Source organism: Chryseobacterium aquifrigidense (genome assembly GCF_006716485.1).
Classification (GTDB): domain Bacteria; phylum Bacteroidota; class Bacteroidia; order Flavobacteriales; family Weeksellaceae; genus Chryseobacterium; species Chryseobacterium vietnamense.
Genome location: NZ_VFPD01000001.1, coordinates 780,899 through 803,214, shown reverse-complemented (window position 1 = coordinate 803,214; position 22,316 = coordinate 780,899). Strand labels below are relative to the sequence as shown.

The following is a 22,316-nucleotide window of genomic DNA, read 5'->3' as shown; positions in this document are numbered from 1 at the left end:
AATTATTTTTTACAACTTTGAAATAGAGTAAAATATCTTTTATATTATGTCCATAATTTTAAGGTCATTTCTCAAATTAAAAAAATATAACTCTTTTTGATTTTTATAATTAATTAGACTACCTCATCTTTTCCCTAGGCAACCCAATCTCATGTTCCTGTGGATAAGGTTTTCTAAAGGTCATACTAACGTCTTCCCTAAGATTCCTTTGTATTTCCTGAGATTTTTCCTGATCCATTGAATATCTGGGATCGGGAATGAAAGGCATTTTTGCCATTTTATGAATGGTAATCGTAGGAAAATGAAAGTCGACTTCCACAGTTCCCAACAGCAGATAACATCCTCCTCCCTGAAAAGGATATTGTTTAAGAGAATCCGGAAAATGAGCAGTATCAAAATACTCGCCTTCTGCATCAATCCAGGTTCCAAAGAACATTTCATCCCGTTTATTTCCATCCCGTTTATTTTTGATAGGAACATGTTTTCTTGAAATCAGATAGGCCAGCATTTTTATCTGCTTCTTATGGTATTGTATCAGATTCTTAGCCATTACTGATCCACGGTATTTTGTCTGCAGAAGATCAAAAGGAGAAAAGGAAACCGGAAACCCCAGAATTTCTATTTCATCAAAAGCATCTTCAAACTTATTTCTTTCAATCTTAGGAAGGTGGTAGCTTTTTTGCGGCTCCTCCAGTAAGGTAGGCTGCCGGTAAACCTCTTTATTATTCCCTAATAAAAATCTTGCTTCAATAAGCAGTTCATGTTTTTGTTTTCCTGTAAACCGGAATGCACCGATAAAAATCAGGATCTGTAATGTTTCGATGCCTATAGGAATTCTTTTGACAAAGTTCTCTAAGGATCGGTAATCCCCATTCTTTTTTCTTTCTTCAGGAATCAACTGAGCCAGTCTTGCTTCCAGTTTTTCGATATGCATCAGTCCCAGATAGACATCAGTTCCGTATACTGTGGTTTGCCATTCACTGAAATTAACACATGGATTATTAATGGCAGCTCCCGACATCTTAGCTTCATGCACATATACTTCCGTTCTGTAAAAGCCACCTCCGTTATTGATGGCACATACCATGAACTCGATAGGATAATAGACTTTAAGAAATAAACTCTGGTAGCTTTCAACGGCATAAGATGCGGAATGTGCTTTACAAAAGGAATATCCGGCAAAAGATTCTATCTGGCGATATACCTCTTTAGACAGCTGTTCAGGATGTCCTTTAGCTCTGCAGGATTCAAAAAAATGATCTTTCACTTTCTGAAGTGCCGCCAGAGAACGGCCCTTACCGCTCATAGCTCTGCGAAGAACATCACCATCGGAGGCAGGTAACCCTCCGAAATGTAAGGCAATTTTAATGACATCTTCCTGATATACCATAATGCCGTAGGTTTCACCCAGTTCCTTTTCGAAAACCTCATGAAAATATTCAAACTGAGTAGGATTATTATGTCTGAAAATATACTCTTTCATCATTCCGCTTTGCGCTACACCCGGGCGAATAATCGATGAAGCAGCCACGAGCACTTTATAATTATCGCACTTCAGTCTTCTCAGCAATCCCCGCATGGCGGGCGATTCAATATAAAAACATCCGATAGTTTTTCCGATACTCAGAAATTCATTACATTTTACCTCATCTTTAGAAAGGGTTGTATCTTCTATATCTACAGTAATTCCTCTTTTTTCTTCAATAAGTTGTACGGTATCATTAATAGTTCCCAAACCCCGTTGAGAGAGGATATCAAATTTTTCCAGTCCGATATCTTCAGCAGTATGCATATCGAACTGCACAATCGGAAATCCTTTAGGAGGCATCTCCAGTGCGGAATAATTGGTAATAGGTTCTTCCGATATCAAGATTCCACATGAGTGCATACTTCTTTGATTGGGAAATTTCTCTAACAATTTTCCATATTTATGAACAAGCCTGAATACTGAATTATTATCATGCTGATTCATGGGTTTTGTCGCCAGGGCATCCAGTTCTTCTTTCGGGAGCCCGAATGCTTTTCCTACTTCACGGAAAATGGAACGGTATTTAAACTCAACATTCGTTCCGCAAAAAGCGACATGATCTTTTCCATACTTTTTAAAAATGTATTCCAGAATAGTATCCCTTCTCTGCCAGCTCCAGTCAATGTCAAAGTCAGGGGGAGTCTTGCGGTTAAGATTCAGAAATCGTTCAAAATACAAGTCAAGTTCCAACGGACAGATAGCGGTAATACCAATGCAATAACTAACAATCGAGTTAGCCCCACTCCCCCTTCCAACATGCATAAATCCCATTTTATTACTGTATTGGATAATATCCCAGGTTATTAAAAAGTACGCACAGAAATTCAACTGGTCAATGACTGCCAATTCCTTTTCCAGTCTTTGTTTAGCTTCTGTATGATTCATTGAGTACTTTTTTTCCAATCCTTCATAAGCTAATTTTCTCAGCAGCTTAATGTCATTTTCTTTTGAATCTGTATAATACTTCTTGTTTTTAGGAGTAGAAAAATCAAAATCAAAACTGCAGGAACCGATCACTGATTTAGTATTTTCGATAATCTGAGGATAATGAATATATTTCTGCAACAGTTCTTTTTTATCAACAAACGTTTCTGTAGCCTTACAAACATCTGATTCATTAAGCTTTGATAACAATGTATTGTTGTCAATGGCTCGCAATATCCTGTGCAGGTTATATTCCTGTTTTGTTTTAAATGTTACGGGATGAAGAATAACCATTTTAGGAATCAGCTTTTTCAGTTCAGGTTTTATCAACAGATTAAGTTCGTCGTATCGAATACCGATGTATTCATTATCATATAATTTTTCCGACAGATTATGCAGAGGATAAATGATGATATTATTAGGAAGATTAGGATTGATCTTTGGAATCTGTACATGATCACAATTGTAATCGGTGAGAAGTTTATTGACTTCTCCAATCCCTTTAGGATTTTTGGCAAGACAGATATAATATAGTTCATGATCCACCCTCACTTCCATTCCTACAATAGGCTTGATCCCTTTTTCCTTACAAAGTTTATAGAAATCATAGATTCCGGTAACAGTATTGATATCCGTTAATGCTAAGCATCTTACATTATGCTCAGCAGCCTGCTGAACAAGATCCTGAATAGGAATGGTTCCATAGCGTAAGCTGTGAAAAGAATGACAATTGAGAAACATAACCTAAAATTTTTAACGTATTAAACCTGAAGCCCTGCATACACTGGTTGTACCAAACCTGTTTTTAATTTTGTCCATTGCCTGATACAGTGAGATCTGTTCCTCAGTATCTTCAAAGAGATTCATCTGGTGGCATCCATGAACGAGGTTGGTAAATTTTACACCCACCATTCTGATCCTGATCCTTCTGGTATAAAGTTTATTGAACATTTCAAGTACATATTTCAGTAAGGTATGATCAGCTGAAGTATGAGGGATTCTGCATTGCTTTGTTTCCGTATCAAAGTTGGAATAGCGGATTTTTACCACCACTGTGGAAGTAAGCCATTTCTCTTCCCTTAGCTGATAGCATAGCTTTTCCACCATTCCCGAAAGAATACTTCTCACAGCAAACACATCAATGGTATCCTGTGAAAAGGTATCTTCCGTAGAAATGGATTTTCTTTCAGAATACTGCATGACTGGCGTTTCATCAATCCCATTGGCTTTTTTCCAGAGCACTGTTCCGTTTTTGCCAATCAGCTGCTGCAATACGTCAGGCGGCGTCTGGGAAAGCGTTTCAATGGTACGGACTCCTAATCTTGACAGTAACTGGAATGTCTCATTGCCTACCATGGGAATCTTCTTAATAGATAAAGGATTCAGAAAAGGCTGCACATCTTTTTCTTTAACCTCAAGTTTTCCGACAGGTTTAGATTCACCAGTACCTATTTTAGCCACGGTCTTATTGGTAGAAAGTGCAAAACTGATGGGAAGCCCTGTATTGTCTGTAACTGCCTGTGCGACTTCCTGAGTCCATTTATAACAACCAAAAAACTTATCCATTCCTGAGAGATCAAGATAGAACTCATCAATACTTGCTTTTTCCATTACCGGAACTTTATCTCTGATTACTTCGGTAACAAGCTGAGACATGTTAAGATACATATCCATATCACCTTTGATCACCATTGCTTCAGGGCATAAGCGTAAAGCCATCTTGATGGGCATAGCCGATCGTACGCCAAAGAATCGTGTTTCGTATGAGCAGGATGCAACAACCCCACGGTCACCACCTCCAATGATGATCGGTCTTCCCGCCAATTCTGAATTCTTTTTCCGTTCGCAAGAGACGAAAAAAGTATCCAGATCCATATGTACTATCGAACGATTCATGCGACAAAATTAGATACTATTTGTCTCAAAATTTATATATTTGCTGGTATAAATTATACCAATGTCAATTTTTTCAGAAAACATCAGGTTTCTGAGAGATCAGAAGAAAATCTCTCAGGCAAAGATTTCAGCTGACCTTACCATTACCCGTGAGCGGTATGCGAAGTACGAAGATGGTCGCTCTGAACCACCGATAGAAATCTTATTAAGGATTTCAAAGTATCATAAGGTCAGTATTGATTTACTGGTCAGTATTGATATTCGTAAGTTTCCTTTAGATGATATTGTTAAACTTCCGGGTAATAAAATTATTTTACCAGTTGTAGTAGATTCAAATGGCGATAATTTTATTGAGATTGTTCCTCAAAAAGCTTCTATGGGTTATTTAAACGGATACAGCGACCCTGAATATATGGAAAGCCTTCAGAAGATGCAGCTTCCGTTTCTGAAAAACGGTAAGTTCAGAGCTTTCCTTGCAGATGGAGATTCTATGCCTCCTTTTGCAGATCAGTCAATTATTATTGGGGAATATGTTGAAAGACCTGAAGATCTCAAAGCCAAAAAAGAATATATTTTTGTTACGACTGAGGGAATCACCTATAAAACTTTTGTTAAACGAAATTCCAGAACAATTACTGTAGCTGCAGATAATATGTTTTATGAGCCATATGATATTTTTCTTAAAGATGTCGTGGAAATATGGCGGTATGTCAGAGGAATTTTACCTCAGGACTACAAACCGCATTATCTACCTGATGAGGAGAGTCTGAAAAATCTGGTCGATGATGCCAAAAGGAGTATCAGTAATCTAGAAAAAAGGCTGCTTAGCATGAAAACAAAATAAAACTTCCCCGAAGGGAAGTAAAAACACAAATGATGAAAAAAAATCCCGTGTTAACGGGTTATTGTAAAGATAAATATTTTAATGAAATATCACAATGAGCCAACTCAGTTTATTCGATGCAGAAGAATTTTATGAATTTCCAAAAGATCTTTTGGAATACAAGGAGCATTTTTTAAGTGCGGAAGAGGCGGATACACTTCAAGCATCACTATTAGAAAATACTCCTTGGGAACAGCGTACTCAAAAGATGTATGACAAAATGGTTCTGACTCCGAGATTAACAGCATGGTACGGTGATGATAAGAAATCTTATCAACCCGCAGACAGCAACTCCTCAAAAACTAATTCATGGACCTCGGAACTACTTTCGTTAAAAGAAAGAATTGAAAATGAGTTCGGATACAGATTTAATGGTGTATTGTTGAACCTGTACAGAGATAACAATGATTCTGTTGCATGGCATAGGGACAAAGAAAGCAGATATGGGAAACGACCGGTTATTGCTTCAATAAGTCTCGGACAAACCAGGAATTTCGATTTCAGAAAGAAAGACCATCATCAGAGTAAATACAGTCTGCCGCTTCCCCATGGTTCTTTGCTTATTATGAAAGGTGATTTACAGGAAAACTGGGAGCATCGAATTGCTAAATCAGCCACTCCTATGAAAGAGCGCATCAATCTTACTTTCAGATTAATTAACAATATCTGATTCAACCTTTTACAGCCAAAGGCTTCCACTTCATTCCAACCTATTTTCTTAACAAATTTAGTCCGCTACCTTCGATGTTAAATTAAATATTTAGCATCATGGAAGATATTCAAAACACTCAACCGGATCCTTCTTTAATCAATATTCTATTGGTTTTCAATCCCAAAACCAATAAGATTGAAGCTGTGAAAACAGTGGACGATAAAGGAGATTTAAAAACAGTACCTAACACCAAGAAGAATCAAAATCAATTTCTAAAGATTGATAAACAGGGTGATCTATTCTCCAACTTTTTCTCCAATTTTTTGAGTCAACTTAAAAATCCGACTCTGTTCAACTTTTTTAAATCGCCACTTAAAGAATCAGAAAATATAGGAAAACAGATCCAGCATCACCTTACCCACCCCAGTACTGAGGGTGAAGAATTTCTAAACACTTACAAAATATTAACCCCAAATACCAATACAATGAGTACAACCCCTTTATCAGAAAAAGAGTATCAGTATTCTGCTGATCAAATCGACTGGAATACGATGTCAAAATTTGGCTTAACTCAAGAAAAATTAGAAAAAGCAAATGCTTTAGATCCTATGTTAAAAGGATTTAAAACCAATGGTCTTGTTCCTGTTACCATCAATCTAGGAACAGCCCTTACCAGAATGGATGCCCGGCTTTCACTGAATACCAATGATGCCGGAGATGTGGTCATCAATATTCATGGAATCAGAAAAGAACCCAATTTCAATTTCAAGTTTCTGGGTCATGAGTTTACTGCAGAAGACAAAAAAAATTTAATGGAAAACGGTAATATGGGACGTGTTGTTGAGCTTATTAATCCAAAGACTGATGAAATTATTCCTTCCGTTATCAGCAGAGACCGTCTGACGAATGAACTGGTTGCTTACAAAGTTGAAAATATCAAAATTCCCGATGAGATTAAAGGTATCAAATTAAATGAAGAGCAAAAACAAACTTTGATAGAAGGTAAAGCTCTCTATCTGGAAGGCATGATTTCTACCAAAGGAGAACCCTTTAATGCACATGTTCAGTTTAATGCTGATAAAAAATATGTGGAATTTCTGTTTGATCATAAAGAGCATCAACAACAATCTCACTCGGAAATTCCAAAAACATTCAGAGGCAAGGATTTAAGTGATGAACAGTATGAGAAATTTAAAGGTGGGCAAACCATCTATCTTGATGGACTGCTGGATAAAAAAGGTCAGCCTTATCAGGGATATATCACCCTTAATCAGGAGACAGGAAAAGTAGATTTTTCGTTTCAAAATCCAAATAAAGTCAGAGAACAGGCAAAACCTATGGAGGAACACAAAACACAAACAGCAGTTAACTCAGAAGGTAAAACCAATGAAGCGACTAAGAATTTAAAAGAACCTTTACAGAAAGGGCAACAAACCCCTAAAGATAAAAGTCAGCAGGCAAAACAGGATAAACCTCAGTCTCGTGCAAGAAGGCGAGGTGTCTGATGTAAACTTTAATAACGATCGGTATGAAAGTAGTATTAGCAGAAAAGCCCAGTGTTGCCAGAGAAATAGCGATGGTCTTGGGAGCAACTGAAAAGAACGACGGATATTTAACAGGTAATGGCTACGCCGTTACCTGGTCTTTTGGCCATTTACTGGCATTGGCGATGCCTGAAGATTACGGCATTTCAGGTTTTAGTAAACAAGCTTTACCTATTATACCCGAATCTTTCAAATTAACCATCAGAAAAGTAAAAAAGGGTGAGCAATTTATATTGGACACGGGAGCATCCAAACAACTGAAAATCATTGAAAAGTTATTCGATGCAGGTGAACGTATTATTGTCGCTACAGATGCAGGAAGAGAAGGAGAGCTTATCTTTAGGTATATCTATGAATATCTGAATTGCAAAAAACCGTTTGAAAGGCTATGGATCAGTTCCTTAACACAAAAAGCCATTAAAACAGGTTTTCAAAATTTAAAACCCGGAGGTCAGTATGATGGCTTATTTTATGCGGGTCAGTGCAGAAGCAGGGCTGACTGGTTATTGGGTATTAATACCACTCAGGCATTGACGATAGCCGCAGGTAGCGGATTATATTCCTTAGGCAGGGTTCAGACTCCGACATTGGGTTTAATCTGCAAACGTTATCAGGAACACAAAAACTTCATCAGCCAAAAATACTGCCAGATTGAATTACGTCATCAAAAAGATTATATAGAATTTAAAAGTCTTGGTAAACTAAAATTCACAGAAAAAAAACAAGCTGAAGATATTGTAAAAGCATTGGAAAGAAACCCGACAACAGCAACAATTACCTCCATTGATGTAAAAACGGTAAAAGAGCAACCTCCTCTCCTTTTTGATTTAACAGGTCTTCAAAAAGAAGCAAACAAGAGATTAAATTTCAGTGCAGAGGAAACGCTGAATATTGCTCAGAGTCTCTATGAGAATAAATTTATTACCTATCCCCGAACGGGAAGTCAATACATTCCGGAAGATCTATGGCCGGAAATACCTGATCTCATCAGAATTCTTCAGGAAAAAGAACCCTATAAAAAGGCAGCGGGTTCCCTTCCTTGGGGAAACTTCAGCAAAAGAATTGTGAATGATGTTAAGGTTACTGATCATCATGGGCTGCTCACTACTGAAAAAATACCCTCAGCACTTACGGCGAAAGAAAATGCGATTTATGAACTGATTGCTTTTCGATTACTGGAGGCTATTTCACAGCCTTGTATAAAAGAAATAACAAATATTGGTTTATTGGTGCTTCATTTTGATTTTGCAGCTCAGGGATGTAAAATCTTACAAAAAGGTTGGCGTAATATCACCGGTATTTCTTCAGATGATTTGGAGTTGGTTGAGGAGTTGCCTGAGATTAAGGAAGGTGCAGAACTCAAAATTAAAAAGATTTCGATCCTCGAAAAGAAAACCCACGCTCCAAGTCTTTATACTGAAGGAAGCCTATTGTCTGCAATGGAAAATGCAGGAAAAGATATTGAAGAAACAGAACAGCGGAAAATATTAAAAAATATAGGCATTGGCACACCTGCAACAAGGGCATCTATTATTGAGACGTTAATTCATCGGGGTTATATTAAAAGAGATAAAAAATCAATCATCCCAACTGATAAAGGTCTATATGTTCATGATCTCGTAAAAGATAAAAAAATAGCTGATATTTCTTTAACTGCAGAATGGGAATTAGAAATGCAGCGTATAGAAAATAATGAATCAAAGGCACCTGAATTTCAAAAGCAAATCGAAAGCTATACAAAATCTGTTACTGAGGAATTACTGCAGATTCCCATTGAACAGCCTCATCTTCCCAATATTAGATGTCCAAAATGTAAAACGCAGTATTTGGTTATTCATGACCATATTGTGAAGTGTCCTGATGATCATTGCAGTTGGTTGCAGTTTAGAAATATCTGCGGTATCCAAATATCATTACATGATATCGAAAGCCTCGTTAATGGCGGTAGAACTTCATTAATAAAAGGAATGAAAAGTAAGTCAGGAAAAACTTTTAATGCTCATATCATCTTGAATGACAAAGTTGAAAGCTCATTTGAATTTGAAAGGAAACAATAGTAAACCAATAATTTTCTCTTAAAGCAAACCATTATTTAAGATATTGAGAAAAATCATTTGAAAAGATATCTTCTCTCCAAACCTAAGAAATACATTCAGAATAATGAAATATCAGACTCCTGACATTTCTTTAAATTGGGTTGGTCTCATATTAGTCATTTGATGAAAATTATTGCTAAATGCAGATATATTAGAGTAGCCAATTTCATAGGCTATTTCGGTCATATTCAAATCTGTATCTTTTACTAATTCCATCGCCCGAATAATTCTCAACATTTTTAAATATTGAACAAATGTAATGTGCAGTTTAGTCTGGAATAATCTTGTTAGACTTCTCACACTCATTCCCGACTGCTTTGCCATACTCTCCAAGGTTAAGTCTTCATTTAACCGATTTCTAAAGCCATTGATTATCGAATTAAGTCTCTCATCATCTGTTGTAGGAAGTTGAATTGAAAATTTTTTAAGATTTTCTTTTGATAATGTGCCTTTAAGTGTTGATAAAAATTCAAATTCCCATGAACCTTTGTAATAATCACCCTGCCATTTTTCACTAAATGAGAGCATTTCTGCAACGAGTTTACTTACTGGATAAATACCCAATTCATCATAAAAACCTTCAGTTGTTTTTTCCGGAAAATAAATATTGATAATATACAGATCCTTAGTATTAAACATCAGATTGTGAGGATAATTTTTAGGTATCCAGATGTAATGATTAGATGGAATATAGAAATCCTTTTCTTCTGTCTGCAGGTAAGCAATCCCACCATAAACTAATAACAGCTGAGCCTTACCATGCTGATGGGCAGGCAGACGCTGCTCCATCTGCTGTCTCATCACCATGATTGAATCAGGATTTTGATCCACAATACTGATAAGTTGTTTAAGGATGTCCATATGGCCAAATATAACAAATATTAGGCTAATTATATAAAAACAAAAAATTGTATGCTCAATAATTTTGCTGTATAATAATTAAATCATTATGAAACATAAAATCATAAATCCTAACAGCAATTTTGCGCTTGAGATTCCAGATAAAAAAACAAGTGATAAAATACTACAACCCCATGAAGAAATAGACAAATCAAATATATACTGGTATGCTTATGCGTATTCCAGTCCTTTTATGCCGATGATAGATGCAACCCTTGCATTCGATGAGCTGAAAAAATTGGTTAAGAAATGGTTATCTAGGAAAAATCTATCATCTAAAAAGAACTCATGAAACATTACAAGACAACCCTTATTTTAGGTATCGTTCTGATGTCAATTGCATCCCCAATGTATGCTCAAAATAGAGAAAATATTAAACCATTAAGTTTGGAAGAAACCTGGAAGTTGGCCGAACTCAATAACAGGCAACTAAAACTATCTGATCTCTATCTTCAGCAAAGTAAAATAGAAATATTGGAAGCGAAAGATCGTTTATTGCCGGAACTTTCTGTAAGCGGGAATATAAAGGCAAATTCCAAATTTCTGATTTACGACAACGGATTATTCTCCTCTCCACAGGATGTGCCTATAAAAGGCTATGGATATGATGCAGGCTACAATTTAAACTTTAATCTCTTCAATGGTGGTAAAGAAAAAAGGAATATAGCCATGAAAAAGGAAGAAGAGACACGAAAACAATATGAGGTAGATCTGCAAAAGCACAGTGTAAAATACAATGTGTCCGTTGCTTATTTTGATTTGTATAAATTTCTTCACTTCCATGATTTTCTTACTGCAGAAATTGAATCCGAAAAAAAACAATTGAAACTCATAGAAAGCCTTCATAAAAACGGTACAGTTCTAAAGAGTGATGTGCTGAGAACCTCAGTAAAGTTATCGCAACTGGAACTTAGCCTTTCCGATACCAAAAAAAAGATTGAAATTGCTAAACAACGACTTAATATACTGATGGGGCGTGAAGATGATACGGAACTTGCCATAAAACACGAAGATGAAATTGATTTAAATGCTATCGCAGATGACGACTATAATGATTATGCAGATATTGCTTTTAATCAATCTTCTGAATACAAAATGGCTATTAGTGATATCAAATTGAGCGAATTGAATATCAAACAGATTAAAGCTACACTATTCCCAAAAGTTTCTTTATACTCTAACTATAATTACACCTATCCTCAGATTTCCTTTTATCCGTATTCAAATGACTTGTGGGGATTTGGTCAGACAGGAATTAAAGTACAGTATTCTATTGATAATCTGTATAAAAGTAAACATACAATTGCTCGTGCCCACGTTGTCAGCAATCAGGTTAAAGAAAAAGCAGAAATAAAGAAGGACGAAATCTCTCTTCAGGTAAAAGAAACTTATTTACAGCTAAAACAGGCTTTGGAGAGCGTGGAAATGGCAGAACAAAACATCATTAAAACTACAGAAACCGTCCGTGTTATCAGAAGTAGCTACATGAATCAGGAATCGTTACTGACCGATCTTTTGGAAGCTGAAAACGCTTTATTGGAAGCAAAATTTAATCTGACAACAGCTCAAACAAACGTAAAAGTAACTCATATCAGACTATTAGCAATTATAGGAATTCTTTAATACAAATATCATGAATAAAAATAAAACAGATAAAATTATTGTAAGCTTAACCAAATGGTTGGGGATTACATTATTCGTAGGAATCATTATTTGGGGGGCTATCTATTTTTTAAAGGGATATCGCTATGAACAGACTAATGATGCACAGATAGATGCTTATCTCTCACCCATAAACGCAAAAGTGGGCGGGTATATCAGTAAAATATATTACAAGGACAATCAGCTGGTTAAAAAAGGTGATACGCTTGTGCTAATTGAATTGGACGAGTATGGGCTGAAAAAAGATGCCGCATTAGCAGAACTCATGAGTTCACACGCCAAATTACCTATACTGACTGCGAACGAAGAAACGCAGTTCGAAAGTATTGAAGTCATCAAAGCGCAAGTGGCAGGAGCTAAAGCGAGATTGAACCAACAACAAAAAGAATTTGACCGCTATAAAAATCTACTGGCGGATGAATCTACCACACAACAAAAATTTGACAACATCAGTACTTCTTTATCTATTGCACAGTCAGACTATAATCAGGCCAAAGCTTCATTACAAGTAGCGGAATCCAAATTGAATGATTTTAGAGCTCAACATCTTGCTGTACAGGCGGAAATAAAAATCAAAGAAGCACTTCTTCAACGACAGGAACTGGACATTCGATATACGGTCATCACTGCACCTTTTGATGGACAAATTGGTAAAAAGACTATTCAGGAAGGTCAACTGATACAAGCTGGGCAAACACTGGCATTCCTGATGAACAAAGCGGAACAAAAATGGGTGATTGCAAATTTTAAAGAAACACAGATTGGCAACTTTAAAATCGGACAGGCGGTATCCATAGAAGTTGATGCTTTTCCGAACGAAACATTTAACGGCAATATCGAATCACTTTCGCCAACCACCGGTTCCCGTTATTCATTACTTCCACCAGATAATGCTACAGGTAATTTTGTCAAAATCATCCAACGTATTCCTGTTCGGATTAAATTGACCGATGCGCCTGAAAAGTTAGGAAAACTCTCTGCCGGAATGAATGCCAATGTTTATGTTTTAAAAAATTAATGATGCAAGCACATAAAATACCGATTTTCAAATCCTGGGTATCTGAATGGGTGGCGAGATCCACTATATTTGCCATTCTGATGACTTGTCTGTTTAGCTTCGCCTTTTACGGCAGTCCGATTGCGGTGATGGGGTTTTACGGCATACAACCTACCGATGTACAATATGGCATGGTCATTATTTATGGTTCTACCGTCGCTTTCCTTGCACTGGATTTTAGAATTGTAAAATATTTTGCACCTAGGAAATATCTACTGATAGCACTTGCTGTAAATGCGATATGCTCAATGATATGTTTTTATTTCAAAGATTGGATACTATTTGTTTTGTGCCAGTTTTTGTTAGGAGTTACCTGTGCATTGATGTCAGGTATTGTGTTACAACTTATTTTTCCGCGATTACATTCAGTACGAGCCCGCGTGATTGCTTACAGTCTACTTTATGGCAGCATACAGATTGCTGTACCTTTTTATTCGATCTTGACCAGTGTTGTCATTCATTTCTTTGATTTTAACTGGTTATATTACGGATTTATTATCATACTCCTCATTCTAACAATTACCGTATTGCTAACAATGAACGGTAAGGCTCGATTTACCAAAAAGATTCCACTTTATCAGGTGGATTGGGCAGGCTATCTGTTTTATGTATCATTTATCTTAATATTGGGATACATTTTCGTCTACGGGCGACAATTAGGATGGTTCGATAGTTCATTAATTACAGCTCTTAGTCTGGGTAATCTAATCATTCTTGCGCTTTTTATCACTAGAGAATTAAAACTTAAACGACCATTAATCAACTTGCAGATCTTTAAGGCAAAGAATTTTGTTATTGGATTATTACTTCTTTTTACCTTTTACATCTTTAAAGGAAGTACAGGGCTTGCCTACGGCTATCTTGAAGTGCTTTTAGGAAATGATCCACTGAGCACCATTCCCATATGGACTGCTGTAATTTTAGTAACTATACTGAGTATGTTCCTTACTTCCCGATTTGTCTTAATGGGTTATAATCTGATAAGTATTATTATTGTTGGTTTTGGGATGATGGCAGTATATTATGCCTATATGATACTGTTTGTTTCTGTACAGGGCGATACAATAGATTTCATTTTTCCTATGTTTATTTATGGATTGGCAACAGGTGTATTGTTTGTCCCGATTGTTTCATTTACCGCTTCTTCAGCACCACCTAAAATCGCAATTAATGCATCATTTGTAGGGATACTCGCTAGGTTTACAGGGTTTACAGCCAGTCTGGCATTTAGTAACGAACTTCAGTTATTTACTAAATCAGAAGTTCGGGAAAAGTTTCGGGAAGCAATTACAGAAACCAACCCTCAATTGCCAGCTACCTTACTCGATATCCAAAATCAATATATGAATGCAGGTAGTGATATCTATACCTCAAAAGTAGTTTCCACAGGATATCTTAATCAGATGGTAGGTCATCAAATATTGGCTCGTGCTACTAGAGATTATTATGATTGGATGCTAACTGGTGTGATTTTCGTAATAGCCACTTTACTTCTCTTACCTCAAATTAAAAATGTTGTTTTGAGATTAAGGAAAGGGAATATACCTTATTAAACTTTATGATAGAAAATATTGCCTCAGAGTATAATTGTGAAAATAAATATTAGATATGATACCATTCATTATACTTATGAGGGTTAGGTATTCAATCCAAATAATTTTTACGAAACTTTACAATACAACTCATAGATGAGGTGAATCGGAAAAAAAACTTATTTACAGTAAATTTGCACCCGATTCTCATGTTTAATTTGAGTTTTCATGGTTATTAGTTTTTATCCCCGGTCTCCGGGGATTTTTACTTTATTCTTTTGGTATTAAATGCTGTAGCTCAGGGTGAGTTTTTATACGCTCAATTTCATTTTCAATGATCCTCATAACGTCCTGTTTAACATTTTTGTAATTCTCTTCAATAATTGATGTGAACCGGTCTTCTCCACTATCATTTACAAATGATAAAATCTGCGGTATCTGCTGATAAGATTTAGTGTCTTCAGCTATTTTTTCATTATCCACAACAATTTCTGCATGAAACATTTTCTGTTCAATTCTTTCATCAAAATTATCAGACACAGCCCCTACAAACATTCCCTGACTTAATGTTGAAATTTTGGAAGCAGGTATCAGACTATCCAGTTGCGTAGATATAGAAGTGGACGTATCATTTCTGTTGATGGTCATGCTTTGTCTTTTCTGAAGGACTTTTCCAAAACGTTCCGAGAGATTTTTAGCCGTGTCTCCCACGACCTGACCACTGAATATATTCCCCACTGTATTCTGAATCACTTTACTTTCTTTATCTCCATAATCTCTTGTCAACTGGGAGAAATCCTGAAATCCTAAACAGACAGCTACTTTATTACTTCTTGCGGTTGCAATCAGATTATCCAATCCCCGAAAATAAATCGTGGGCAATTCATCAATAATCACTGAGCTTTTTAATTGTCCTTTTTTATTGATGAGCTTTACGATTCTGGAATTATAGAGCCCAAGTGCTGCTGAATAGATATTCTGCCGATCCGGATTATTTCCTACACATAATATTTTCGGTTCTTTTGGATTGTTGATATCCAATGAAAAATCATCACCGGTCATGACCCAATATAGCTGAGGAGATATCATTCGTGATAAAGGGATTTTAGCAGAGGCGATCTGCCCCTGAAGCTGGTCTTGTGCGCCACCTTGCCACGCGTCCATGAAAGGGGAAAGATAGTTCTCAAGATCAGTATAAGAAGTTAGAATCGTGAAAACATCAGAGTATTTTTTATTGAGCAGTTCAATGGCATGAGGAAAAGTACAGTATTTACCATTTTCATATATTTTCAGAAACCAGATAATAGCAGCTAAAAGAATAATGGGAGATTCCACGAAGAAGTCCCCTTGCTTTTGAATCCACGTTCTGTTTAAATTAAGCATGATGGTATAGGCTGCTTCATAAGCATCTGAAATATCCGTCATAAAATCAGGATTTAAAGGATTGCACCGGTGACTTCTTCGGGGATCATCAAAATTAATAACATAAAATTTTGGTTTTACTTTGTATTTATCCTGATGTTGCAATACATGATTATAAGCGATTGTTGAAAGATCATCAAACTTAAAATCATAGATATACATGGAGAAACCCTTTTCGATCTGCTGTTTGATATAATTATTGACGATAGCATATGACTTTCCTGATCCCGGAGTTCCCAGTACAATGGTTGCTCTGAATGGGTTGACAATATTGATCCAGCCTTGATTCCATTTTCCTTTGTAATAGAATTTAGTAGGAAGATTCACAGAGTATTCATTTTCCATCAATTGGGTTTCCTGCATAAAACTTTCATTCTCATTATTGAATACATCATCCATCAGGTTATGTTTTAACAGACGGCTCATCCATACCCCTGATACCATTAGGAGGATATATCCTATCGACATTGAAAGCATATATAAAAGAATGCCTGCCCCACCCCATTTCAGCAAAATAGTATTGAAGAAAAACATCACCGTTCCTACTGCCATGAAACCAATAATCTGAGACCAGGTTATCTTCTCGTCTTTTACTCCTTTTGTTCCCAGGCAACTTAAAGAGAGTAATACAATGGTAAAAACTTTTGTATAGAGATTGTGAGAAAACAAGCCTGCCGTTCTCTGGAAATTCTGCAGTATTCTGTTGATGATTTCCAATGTCCATCCTTTTTCATGAAAAAAGGAATAACAATACCAGTAATAATGCATCAGCAATATTATAATACTGACGGCACGCATAAATGCCATAATTTTAGCTAAGCCCCGTAGATCATCTTCACCTTGCATATCATTAATTTTTAAAGTTAGGATGATGAATTTACCGGGTGACAGAAGTCTGCTTTCTACACTGGCAGTGTCAGGCGTTATAAGGAAGCATTTGGCACAGTACTGAAACTTATTTTCTCATGGATCATAGCAGTTGTTGACCAAGGAATTTTTTACATTTGTCCTATAACAAAATATCAATGAAACCTGTACAATCAACATACACTGAACTACTGGACAGTATCGGATCCGCTATTGAGGTTGCAAGACAAAATGCAGTTAAGGCAGTTAACACTGAACTGGTGAAAGCCAACTGGGAAATTGGCAGGCATATCGTGGAATATGAGCAGCATGGTGAAGAACGTGCGGAATACGGAAGTAACTTACTGGCAACACTTTCCAAAGATCTGAGACAGCGTTATGGTAAAGGATTTGGCAGGCGTAACATTTTAGATATGCGCAGATTTTATCTGACCTATCAAAAATGGCAGGCAGTGCCTGCCAAATTAAGCTGGACTCATCTGGTTACATTGTTGGGTATTTCCGATGATACGGCAAGGAAGTTCTATGAAAAGCAGGCAGTACTGGAAAATTGGGGCTATCGCGAAATGGAAAGGCAGATCAACTCTTCCCTTTTTGAAAGGCTGGCATTGAGCAAAGATAAAAAGGGTGTACTGCAGCTGGCGGAAAAAGGTCACATCGTAACCGATTCCACAGAGGCTATAAAAGATCCTTATGTATTGGACTTTCTAAAATTACCTCAAAGTCATCGTGTTACCGAAAAAGCGTTGGAACAGAAGATTATTGACAACCTGCAGATGTTTCTTTTAGAACTGGGAAAAGGTTTTACATTTGTAGGAAGACAGTATAAAATATCACTTCGTAACAGGCATTTTTATATTGATCTCGTATTCTATCATCGTATCTTAAAATGTTTTGTGCTGATTGATTTAAAAATAAAACAGGTCGAGCACAATGACATAGGACAAATGAATTTATACCTGAACTACTTCAAAGCTGAAGAAAATGTAGTGGATGATAATGAGCCTATAGGTATTATCCTTTCTGCGGAAAAAGATGAAGTATTGGTAGAATATGCAACAGGTGGTATTTCTAATAAAATATTTGTATCCAAATACCAGTTGTATTTACCTGATAAAAAAGAATTACAGCAAAAGGTACAAGCGATCATGCAAAAAGAAAGTTAAGTATGAGAGGTCATCAGACTATCTTTTTCTTTTCTTTTTCCTCTTCTGCATTTGCTGTAAAAAAATCTGTTCTTCATAGTCTTCTCCCGGCACCGTTGGCAACAATCCGTGAAATGAGTCCATTGATTCAGTGTCACATAAATCATTATTGTCATCATTTAAAAATCCAAATAAGGGATGAAGTTGAAGGGGTAAAAATTGATTGGTTAGGAGTGATTCAGGTTGTACCTGCTTTTCATTAGAAGATCTTTTTAAATATTCAGGATCCTTCCATAAATCATTAAAGACAGCAGCGGAATATTCTTTTCCTAAATTTGACCCATTCCATACTGTTTGAGAGTTATGATCAATAAATGTGATTCCATACATACGTCCGGCTTCATTTCTGCGGATTACCGTATTGACACCCACAGACTTTAATTTCTCAACAAAATCTTTTTCATGATGACTCACTTTAAGGGCATTGTCAATCTTACTTTTAATTTCAGTTTTATTCGATTGAAGAGTAGATTCTTTACTTTTTAAAAAATGAGATTCCAGTGCAGGCAGCTGTGTGGCTTTTCCCATCGTTGAAGCTTTAAAGGGGTTTCCAATCTTATGTTTGTTTTTATCCAATGCAAAATACACCAAACCCCGCTGTGATTTTCCATGCAGTTCACCTTCAATTTTTTCAACCGCTATATTGAACAATGAAAGCAGAGCATTGTACTCTCCAAGTGTTTTAAAGGAATACACATCAGCTATATTCCTGATGACTGAGGCGATCTGATGTTTAATATTTCCGGACTGATAATCAACCGGTTTGAAAACCAGATTATTTTTAAAATCCTTATTTTCTGCAGCTGGCAATAAATTATAGGTATTTTCAAGTTGCCTGCACATATTCATCGATCGCCTTTTCTCAAATCGATCTGATATTTTCCTACCATTTTCATCAACACATACAGACACAATATGAATATGGGTACGGTCGATATCAGTATGTTTAAACACCATGTAGGGCTGCTCTCCATACCCCATCTCCTTCATATACTCTTCTGCCATCTTTACAAAATCCTTATCGCTGACCTTATCATTCGGATCGGGATTAAGCGATATATGTACCGTATGCTTTTCCGTTTTTAGATTGGCAGCCAGATAAGGATCGAAAGATCTCATTAATTGGGATATTGTATACGCTCCATCTGTGGATTCCACCATTTTATTCATCAACAAAATTTGTCCTTGTCCCTTTTCAACTTTATGATGATTATATGCTAAGGCACCATATAAATTACTGCTTCTGCCAATTTTTGCTATCATTGAACCATCATTTTTCTATATTCTCGTTAGTAAATTCATTCGCCAATTCGATAATTTTACGGCATAAAGCTGAAAGTTCAGCAGTGTGTTTCTCCAACTGATACAGAAATGCTGCGGCTTTTTTTTCGGTAAAATGGGTGTATAATAACTTAACCACCTGATTGTAATTCACACCCACTGCTCTAAACTGGGAATAAAAAGAAGTCAGTCTCATATAAAAATCAACCGTACCCTTATCAATTTTTACTGTTTTTATCTCTTTCGAAAACAATACGGATGTTATAAATTTAGCTTTATTGTCTATTCCAGAGGCTTCAAATAAAGACAGAAATTTGCTATTGTCTTCATCATCCAGCCGAAAAACATAACGGTGATTACAAGGGTTTATCTTTGGCTTTCGCCCACCTTTACTTCTCTTATTATTTTTCTGATCATTCATTAGATATCCATTTAAAGTTTGTAAACCTCGACTTCGGAGAGTGTTTTAAAGCTCCCGGCTGGGCAAGTTGTTTTGAGGCACAAAAAACAGTTATGAGGCACTCAAAACACAACTTGCCGTGTTCCGGTGAACACTATATTTACCATATCACAAAAACTGTTGTAACAAACGATCAACATCTTTCAGATGTCGTAATAAACACTAACTCTTCCTAAAAATCGATACAACAAGGTAAACAGAAGCAAGCAGATATATACAATATTACCCTCTTCCAATTGCTGCCAAATAACACCATCAATTACCTGAAAATCCGCACTGGGTTTGAAAACTCTTTCCTTTACAGCAACATATAAAATTGATAATGAAACGGGTAAATCATAAAAATGTAAAGTTTTAAAACTATAAAAGCGCAAAAGCAAAAAAGCAGTTACGAATATTCAAAAAAAAATATCTTCTAAACAAAGCAGTTACAAATATGACCTCTAAAAATTATATAGCTGTATACATCTTTAGATATTTAGGATAATACCGGAGTATTTCAATATATAAATCAACTTATACAGATTCTTACCAATCAAAATTATAAAACAACAATAAACACGTACGTTATGAAAGCAACAAAAAAAACTTTAAAAGTAAGTTTCTCCACTCAAAAAGGAGGTGTGGGAAAATCGACGATTACCCTATTACTTGCCAGCGTATTACATTACCGGTTGGGATATGATGTTTTAGTCATGGATTGTGATTTTCCACAATACAGTCTAAGCAATATGAGGGAACGTGATAAAAAAGCAATTATGCTGAATGATTACCATAAGAAGGCTGCTATGAAACAATTCCAACTTATTAATAAAAAAGCATATCCGATTATACGCTGTAAAGCAGAAAATGCAATGGAGGAATCGAACCAATATATTAAACAAACTCCCATAGCTCCGGGTATTATCTTTTTTGATCTGCCTGGTACTGCCAATACCAAAGGGGTTTTGACAACCTTGAAATCCATGGATTTTATTTTTGCCCCAATGACCGCTGACCGTTTGGTCGTGGAAAGTACGTTAGGATTTACCAAAGCTTTTATGGCTCTTCCTTCCGGTGAGCATGATCTTACAGAACAAGCGCTCTGGCTATTCTGGAATCAGATTGATGGACGGGAAAAGACAGGATTGTACGAAATATACGAAAAAGCGATTGCCGCCCTTCAGATGAATATTATGCAGACACGAATCATGGATAGCAAACGATTTCGTAAGGAATCCGACCATATCGGAAACAGTATTTTCAGATCAACACTTTTACCAGCAGAACATCTGCTTTTAAAAGCGACAAGAATGGATCTGTTTGTTGAAGAATTTCTAAGAATCACAAATCTATAAAACCCGAAAGATGGCTACAAACAATGACAACAACGATTTAGAAAAGCCTACCGTTGATGAAGAATATTTAATGCAGGTCATCAGTGGCGAACAACCGGCTCTTGATGAAGAAACTCATGTAACCAAACAAGCCGTTCAAAAATCTAAAGAAAAAACAAAACCTTATTCTTCTAAAAAACTAAACTATGAGGAAACCTTTTTAACGAATCGCTTTCCTTCAGGACGGAATGGTAAAGTCGTTTACATACGCCCGGAGTATCATGAAAGATTATTGCGGATTGTACAGCTTACCAGAGAAGAAAGGACAACCCTTTATTCCTACATCGACAATATTCTGGAACAGCATTTTTTGGAATATGGAAATGAAATTACCAATTACTTTAACAATCACTTTAAACCCATTTTATAACCATGGAAATTCTCATCATCATTTGCCTTCTGACCATAATTCTGTTATTACTCCACGACAAAATTACCCGAAAACTATCCCATTCTCATAAAACTGAAAAACAAGCAAATAATAAAAAGCAACCCAATATTATGGGTGAAGCAAAAACGTCACTCCATTCTGTGACAATGACTTCCTCTGAAAGACAAGAAAATGAACTTGGTTTTAATCCTTCTACTTTAGACATAGAATATGATATCAGCGAAAATGTCAGTCTATTAAATCCGCAGGAAGAGCTGGAATATCGTTTTAATAGTGAACCTGATCTTATTGAAGAGGAAGAAGAATGGAAAAAATACAGAATAATTGGTAAGGATAATAGTTTTGCCCAAGGGGTTACCTTTGAAGAACTAAGCACTGTGGAGATGTTTGTGAAACAAAATAGTTTTACCGCATCTCAAAAGGAAACAGCAGCAGCGATTGTTCAGAAAACTTATGGAACCGAATTATATACCTTACTTGAGAATTCTATGGAAAATGATTCCCATAAAATAGCATTACTATTAGATAATTCTTTTAACAATGAAGGAATATCCGGTTCTTCCGATATGCGGAAAAGCGATCTCAATGATTTTGAAATAGGGAAATTCATTTGAAGTTCCCTATTTTCTTTATAAAGCAC

At 36.1% G+C, this 22,316-nt stretch carries 18 protein-coding genes; 12 read left to right on the top strand and 6 right to left on the bottom strand.

The window, feature by feature from the left end:
* Positions 1 to 118: 118 nt before the first annotated feature.
* Positions 119 to 3,193, bottom strand: a complete 3,075-nt coding sequence (locus FB551_RS03575) for a DNA polymerase III subunit alpha (RefSeq protein WP_142015110.1) — start codon at positions 3,191 to 3,193, stop codon at positions 119 to 121.
* A 12-nt stretch (positions 3,194 to 3,205) separates the two neighbouring features.
* A complete protein-coding gene (dinB, locus tag FB551_RS03570; RefSeq protein WP_142015107.1) occupies positions 3,206 to 4,348 on the bottom strand; it encodes a DNA polymerase IV in 1,143 nt (380 codons plus the stop codon).
* Positions 4,349 to 4,409: 61 nt separating this feature from the next.
* On the opposite strand from dinB, the gene FB551_RS03565 reads away from it, so the two are divergent.
* The 4 genes from FB551_RS03565 to FB551_RS03550 all read left to right on the top strand — a co-directional run bounded on the left by FB551_RS03565 (position 4,410) and on the right by FB551_RS03550 (position 9,484).
* Positions 4,410 to 5,192 carry an XRE family transcriptional regulator gene (locus FB551_RS03565; RefSeq protein WP_142015104.1) on the top strand — a complete coding sequence of 261 codons (783 nt, stop codon included), beginning with the start codon at positions 4,410 to 4,412 and terminating at the stop codon, positions 5,190 to 5,192.
* A gap of 94 nt (positions 5,193 to 5,286) precedes the next feature.
* Complete coding sequence (locus FB551_RS03560; protein ID WP_142015101.1) at positions 5,287 to 5,901, top strand: alpha-ketoglutarate-dependent dioxygenase AlkB family protein; 615 nt, start codon at positions 5,287 to 5,289, stop codon at positions 5,899 to 5,901.
* Positions 5,902 to 5,999: 98 nt separating this feature from the next.
* Complete coding sequence (locus FB551_RS23580) at positions 6,000 to 7,388, top strand: DUF3945 domain-containing protein (RefSeq protein WP_142015098.1); 1,389 nt, start codon at positions 6,000 to 6,002, stop codon at positions 7,386 to 7,388.
* Between the two features lie 23 nt (positions 7,389 to 7,411).
* Complete coding sequence (locus tag FB551_RS03550; protein WP_142015095.1) at positions 7,412 to 9,484, top strand: type IA DNA topoisomerase; 2,073 nt, start codon at positions 7,412 to 7,414, stop codon at positions 9,482 to 9,484.
* Between the two features lie 111 nt (positions 9,485 to 9,595).
* On the opposite strand, the gene FB551_RS03545 is transcribed toward FB551_RS03550, so the two are convergent.
* Entirely contained in the window at positions 9,596 to 10,384 is a 789-nt protein-coding gene (locus tag FB551_RS03545; RefSeq protein WP_142015092.1) for an AraC family transcriptional regulator, read from the bottom strand.
* Positions 10,385 to 10,472: 88 nt separating this feature from the next.
* Here FB551_RS03545 and FB551_RS03540 point away from each other — a divergent pair, with 88 nt between their 5' ends.
* The 4 genes from FB551_RS03540 to FB551_RS03525 are packed head-to-tail and all read left to right on the top strand — an operon-like array spanning position 10,473 to position 14,695.
* Positions 10,473 to 10,715 carry a hypothetical protein gene (locus FB551_RS03540; protein WP_142015089.1) on the top strand — a complete coding sequence of 81 codons (243 nt, stop codon included), beginning with the start codon at positions 10,473 to 10,475 and terminating at the stop codon, positions 10,713 to 10,715.
* Positions 10,712 to 12,046 carry a TolC family protein gene (locus tag FB551_RS03535; protein ID WP_142015086.1) on the top strand — a complete coding sequence of 445 codons (1,335 nt, stop codon included), beginning with the start codon at positions 10,712 to 10,714 and terminating at the stop codon, positions 12,044 to 12,046. The genes FB551_RS03540 and FB551_RS03535 overlap by 4 nt, the downstream gene beginning before the upstream one ends.
* 10 nt (positions 12,047 to 12,056) lie before the next feature.
* Positions 12,057 to 13,103 carry an HlyD family secretion protein gene (locus tag FB551_RS03530; RefSeq protein ID WP_142015083.1) on the top strand — a complete coding sequence of 349 codons (1,047 nt, stop codon included), beginning with the start codon at positions 12,057 to 12,059 and terminating at the stop codon, positions 13,101 to 13,103.
* Entirely contained in the window at positions 13,103 to 14,695 is a 1,593-nt protein-coding gene (locus FB551_RS03525) for an MFS transporter (RefSeq protein ID WP_142015081.1), read from the top strand. Before FB551_RS03530 ends, FB551_RS03525 begins: the two co-directional genes overlap by 1 nt.
* 249 nt (positions 14,696 to 14,944) lie before the next feature.
* Here the strand turns inward: FB551_RS03525 and mobC are convergent, their stop codons facing one another.
* Positions 14,945 to 16,942 carry a conjugal transfer protein MobC gene (mobC, locus tag FB551_RS03520; protein ID WP_142015078.1) on the bottom strand — a complete coding sequence of 666 codons (1,998 nt, stop codon included), beginning with the start codon at positions 16,940 to 16,942 and terminating at the stop codon, positions 14,945 to 14,947.
* 179 nt (positions 16,943 to 17,121) lie between these two features.
* On the opposite strand from mobC, the gene FB551_RS03515 reads away from it, so the two are divergent.
* The gene (locus FB551_RS03515; protein ID WP_142015075.1) at positions 17,122 to 18,129 is read left to right on the top strand and encodes a PDDEXK nuclease domain-containing protein; all 1,008 of its coding nucleotides are present in this window, start codon (positions 17,122 to 17,124) and stop codon (positions 18,127 to 18,129) included.
* A gap of 18 nt (positions 18,130 to 18,147) precedes the next feature.
* Here FB551_RS03515 and mobB read toward each other — a convergent pair whose 3' ends face one another.
* Together mobB and mobA are read right to left on the bottom strand one after the other, a co-directional pair.
* Positions 18,148 to 19,431, bottom strand: a complete 1,284-nt coding sequence (gene mobB / locus FB551_RS03510) for a conjugal transfer protein MobB (protein WP_142015072.1) — start codon at positions 19,429 to 19,431, stop codon at positions 18,148 to 18,150.
* 7 nt (positions 19,432 to 19,438) lie between these two features.
* A complete protein-coding gene (mobA, locus tag FB551_RS03505) occupies positions 19,439 to 19,870 on the bottom strand; it encodes a conjugal transfer protein MobA (RefSeq protein ID WP_142015069.1) in 432 nt (143 codons plus the stop codon).
* Positions 19,871 to 20,478: 608 nt separating this feature from the next.
* On the opposite strand from mobA, the gene FB551_RS03495 reads away from it, so the two are divergent.
* The 3 genes from FB551_RS03495 to FB551_RS03485 are packed head-to-tail and all read left to right on the top strand — an operon-like array spanning position 20,479 to position 22,290.
* Positions 20,479 to 21,246 carry a ParA family protein gene (locus tag FB551_RS03495; protein WP_142015065.1) on the top strand — a complete coding sequence of 256 codons (768 nt, stop codon included), beginning with the start codon at positions 20,479 to 20,481 and terminating at the stop codon, positions 21,244 to 21,246.
* Positions 21,247 to 21,256: 10 nt separating this feature from the next.
* The gene (locus tag FB551_RS03490) at positions 21,257 to 21,655 is read left to right on the top strand and encodes a DUF3408 domain-containing protein (RefSeq protein WP_142015063.1); all 399 of its coding nucleotides are present in this window, start codon (positions 21,257 to 21,259) and stop codon (positions 21,653 to 21,655) included.
* A 2-nt stretch (positions 21,656 to 21,657) separates the two neighbouring features.
* Positions 21,658 to 22,290, top strand: coding sequence for a conjugal transfer protein TraD (locus FB551_RS03485; RefSeq protein WP_142015059.1), 633 nt, complete (start codon positions 21,658 to 21,660; stop codon positions 22,288 to 22,290).
* The last annotated feature ends 26 nt before the right edge of the window (positions 22,291 to 22,316 follow it).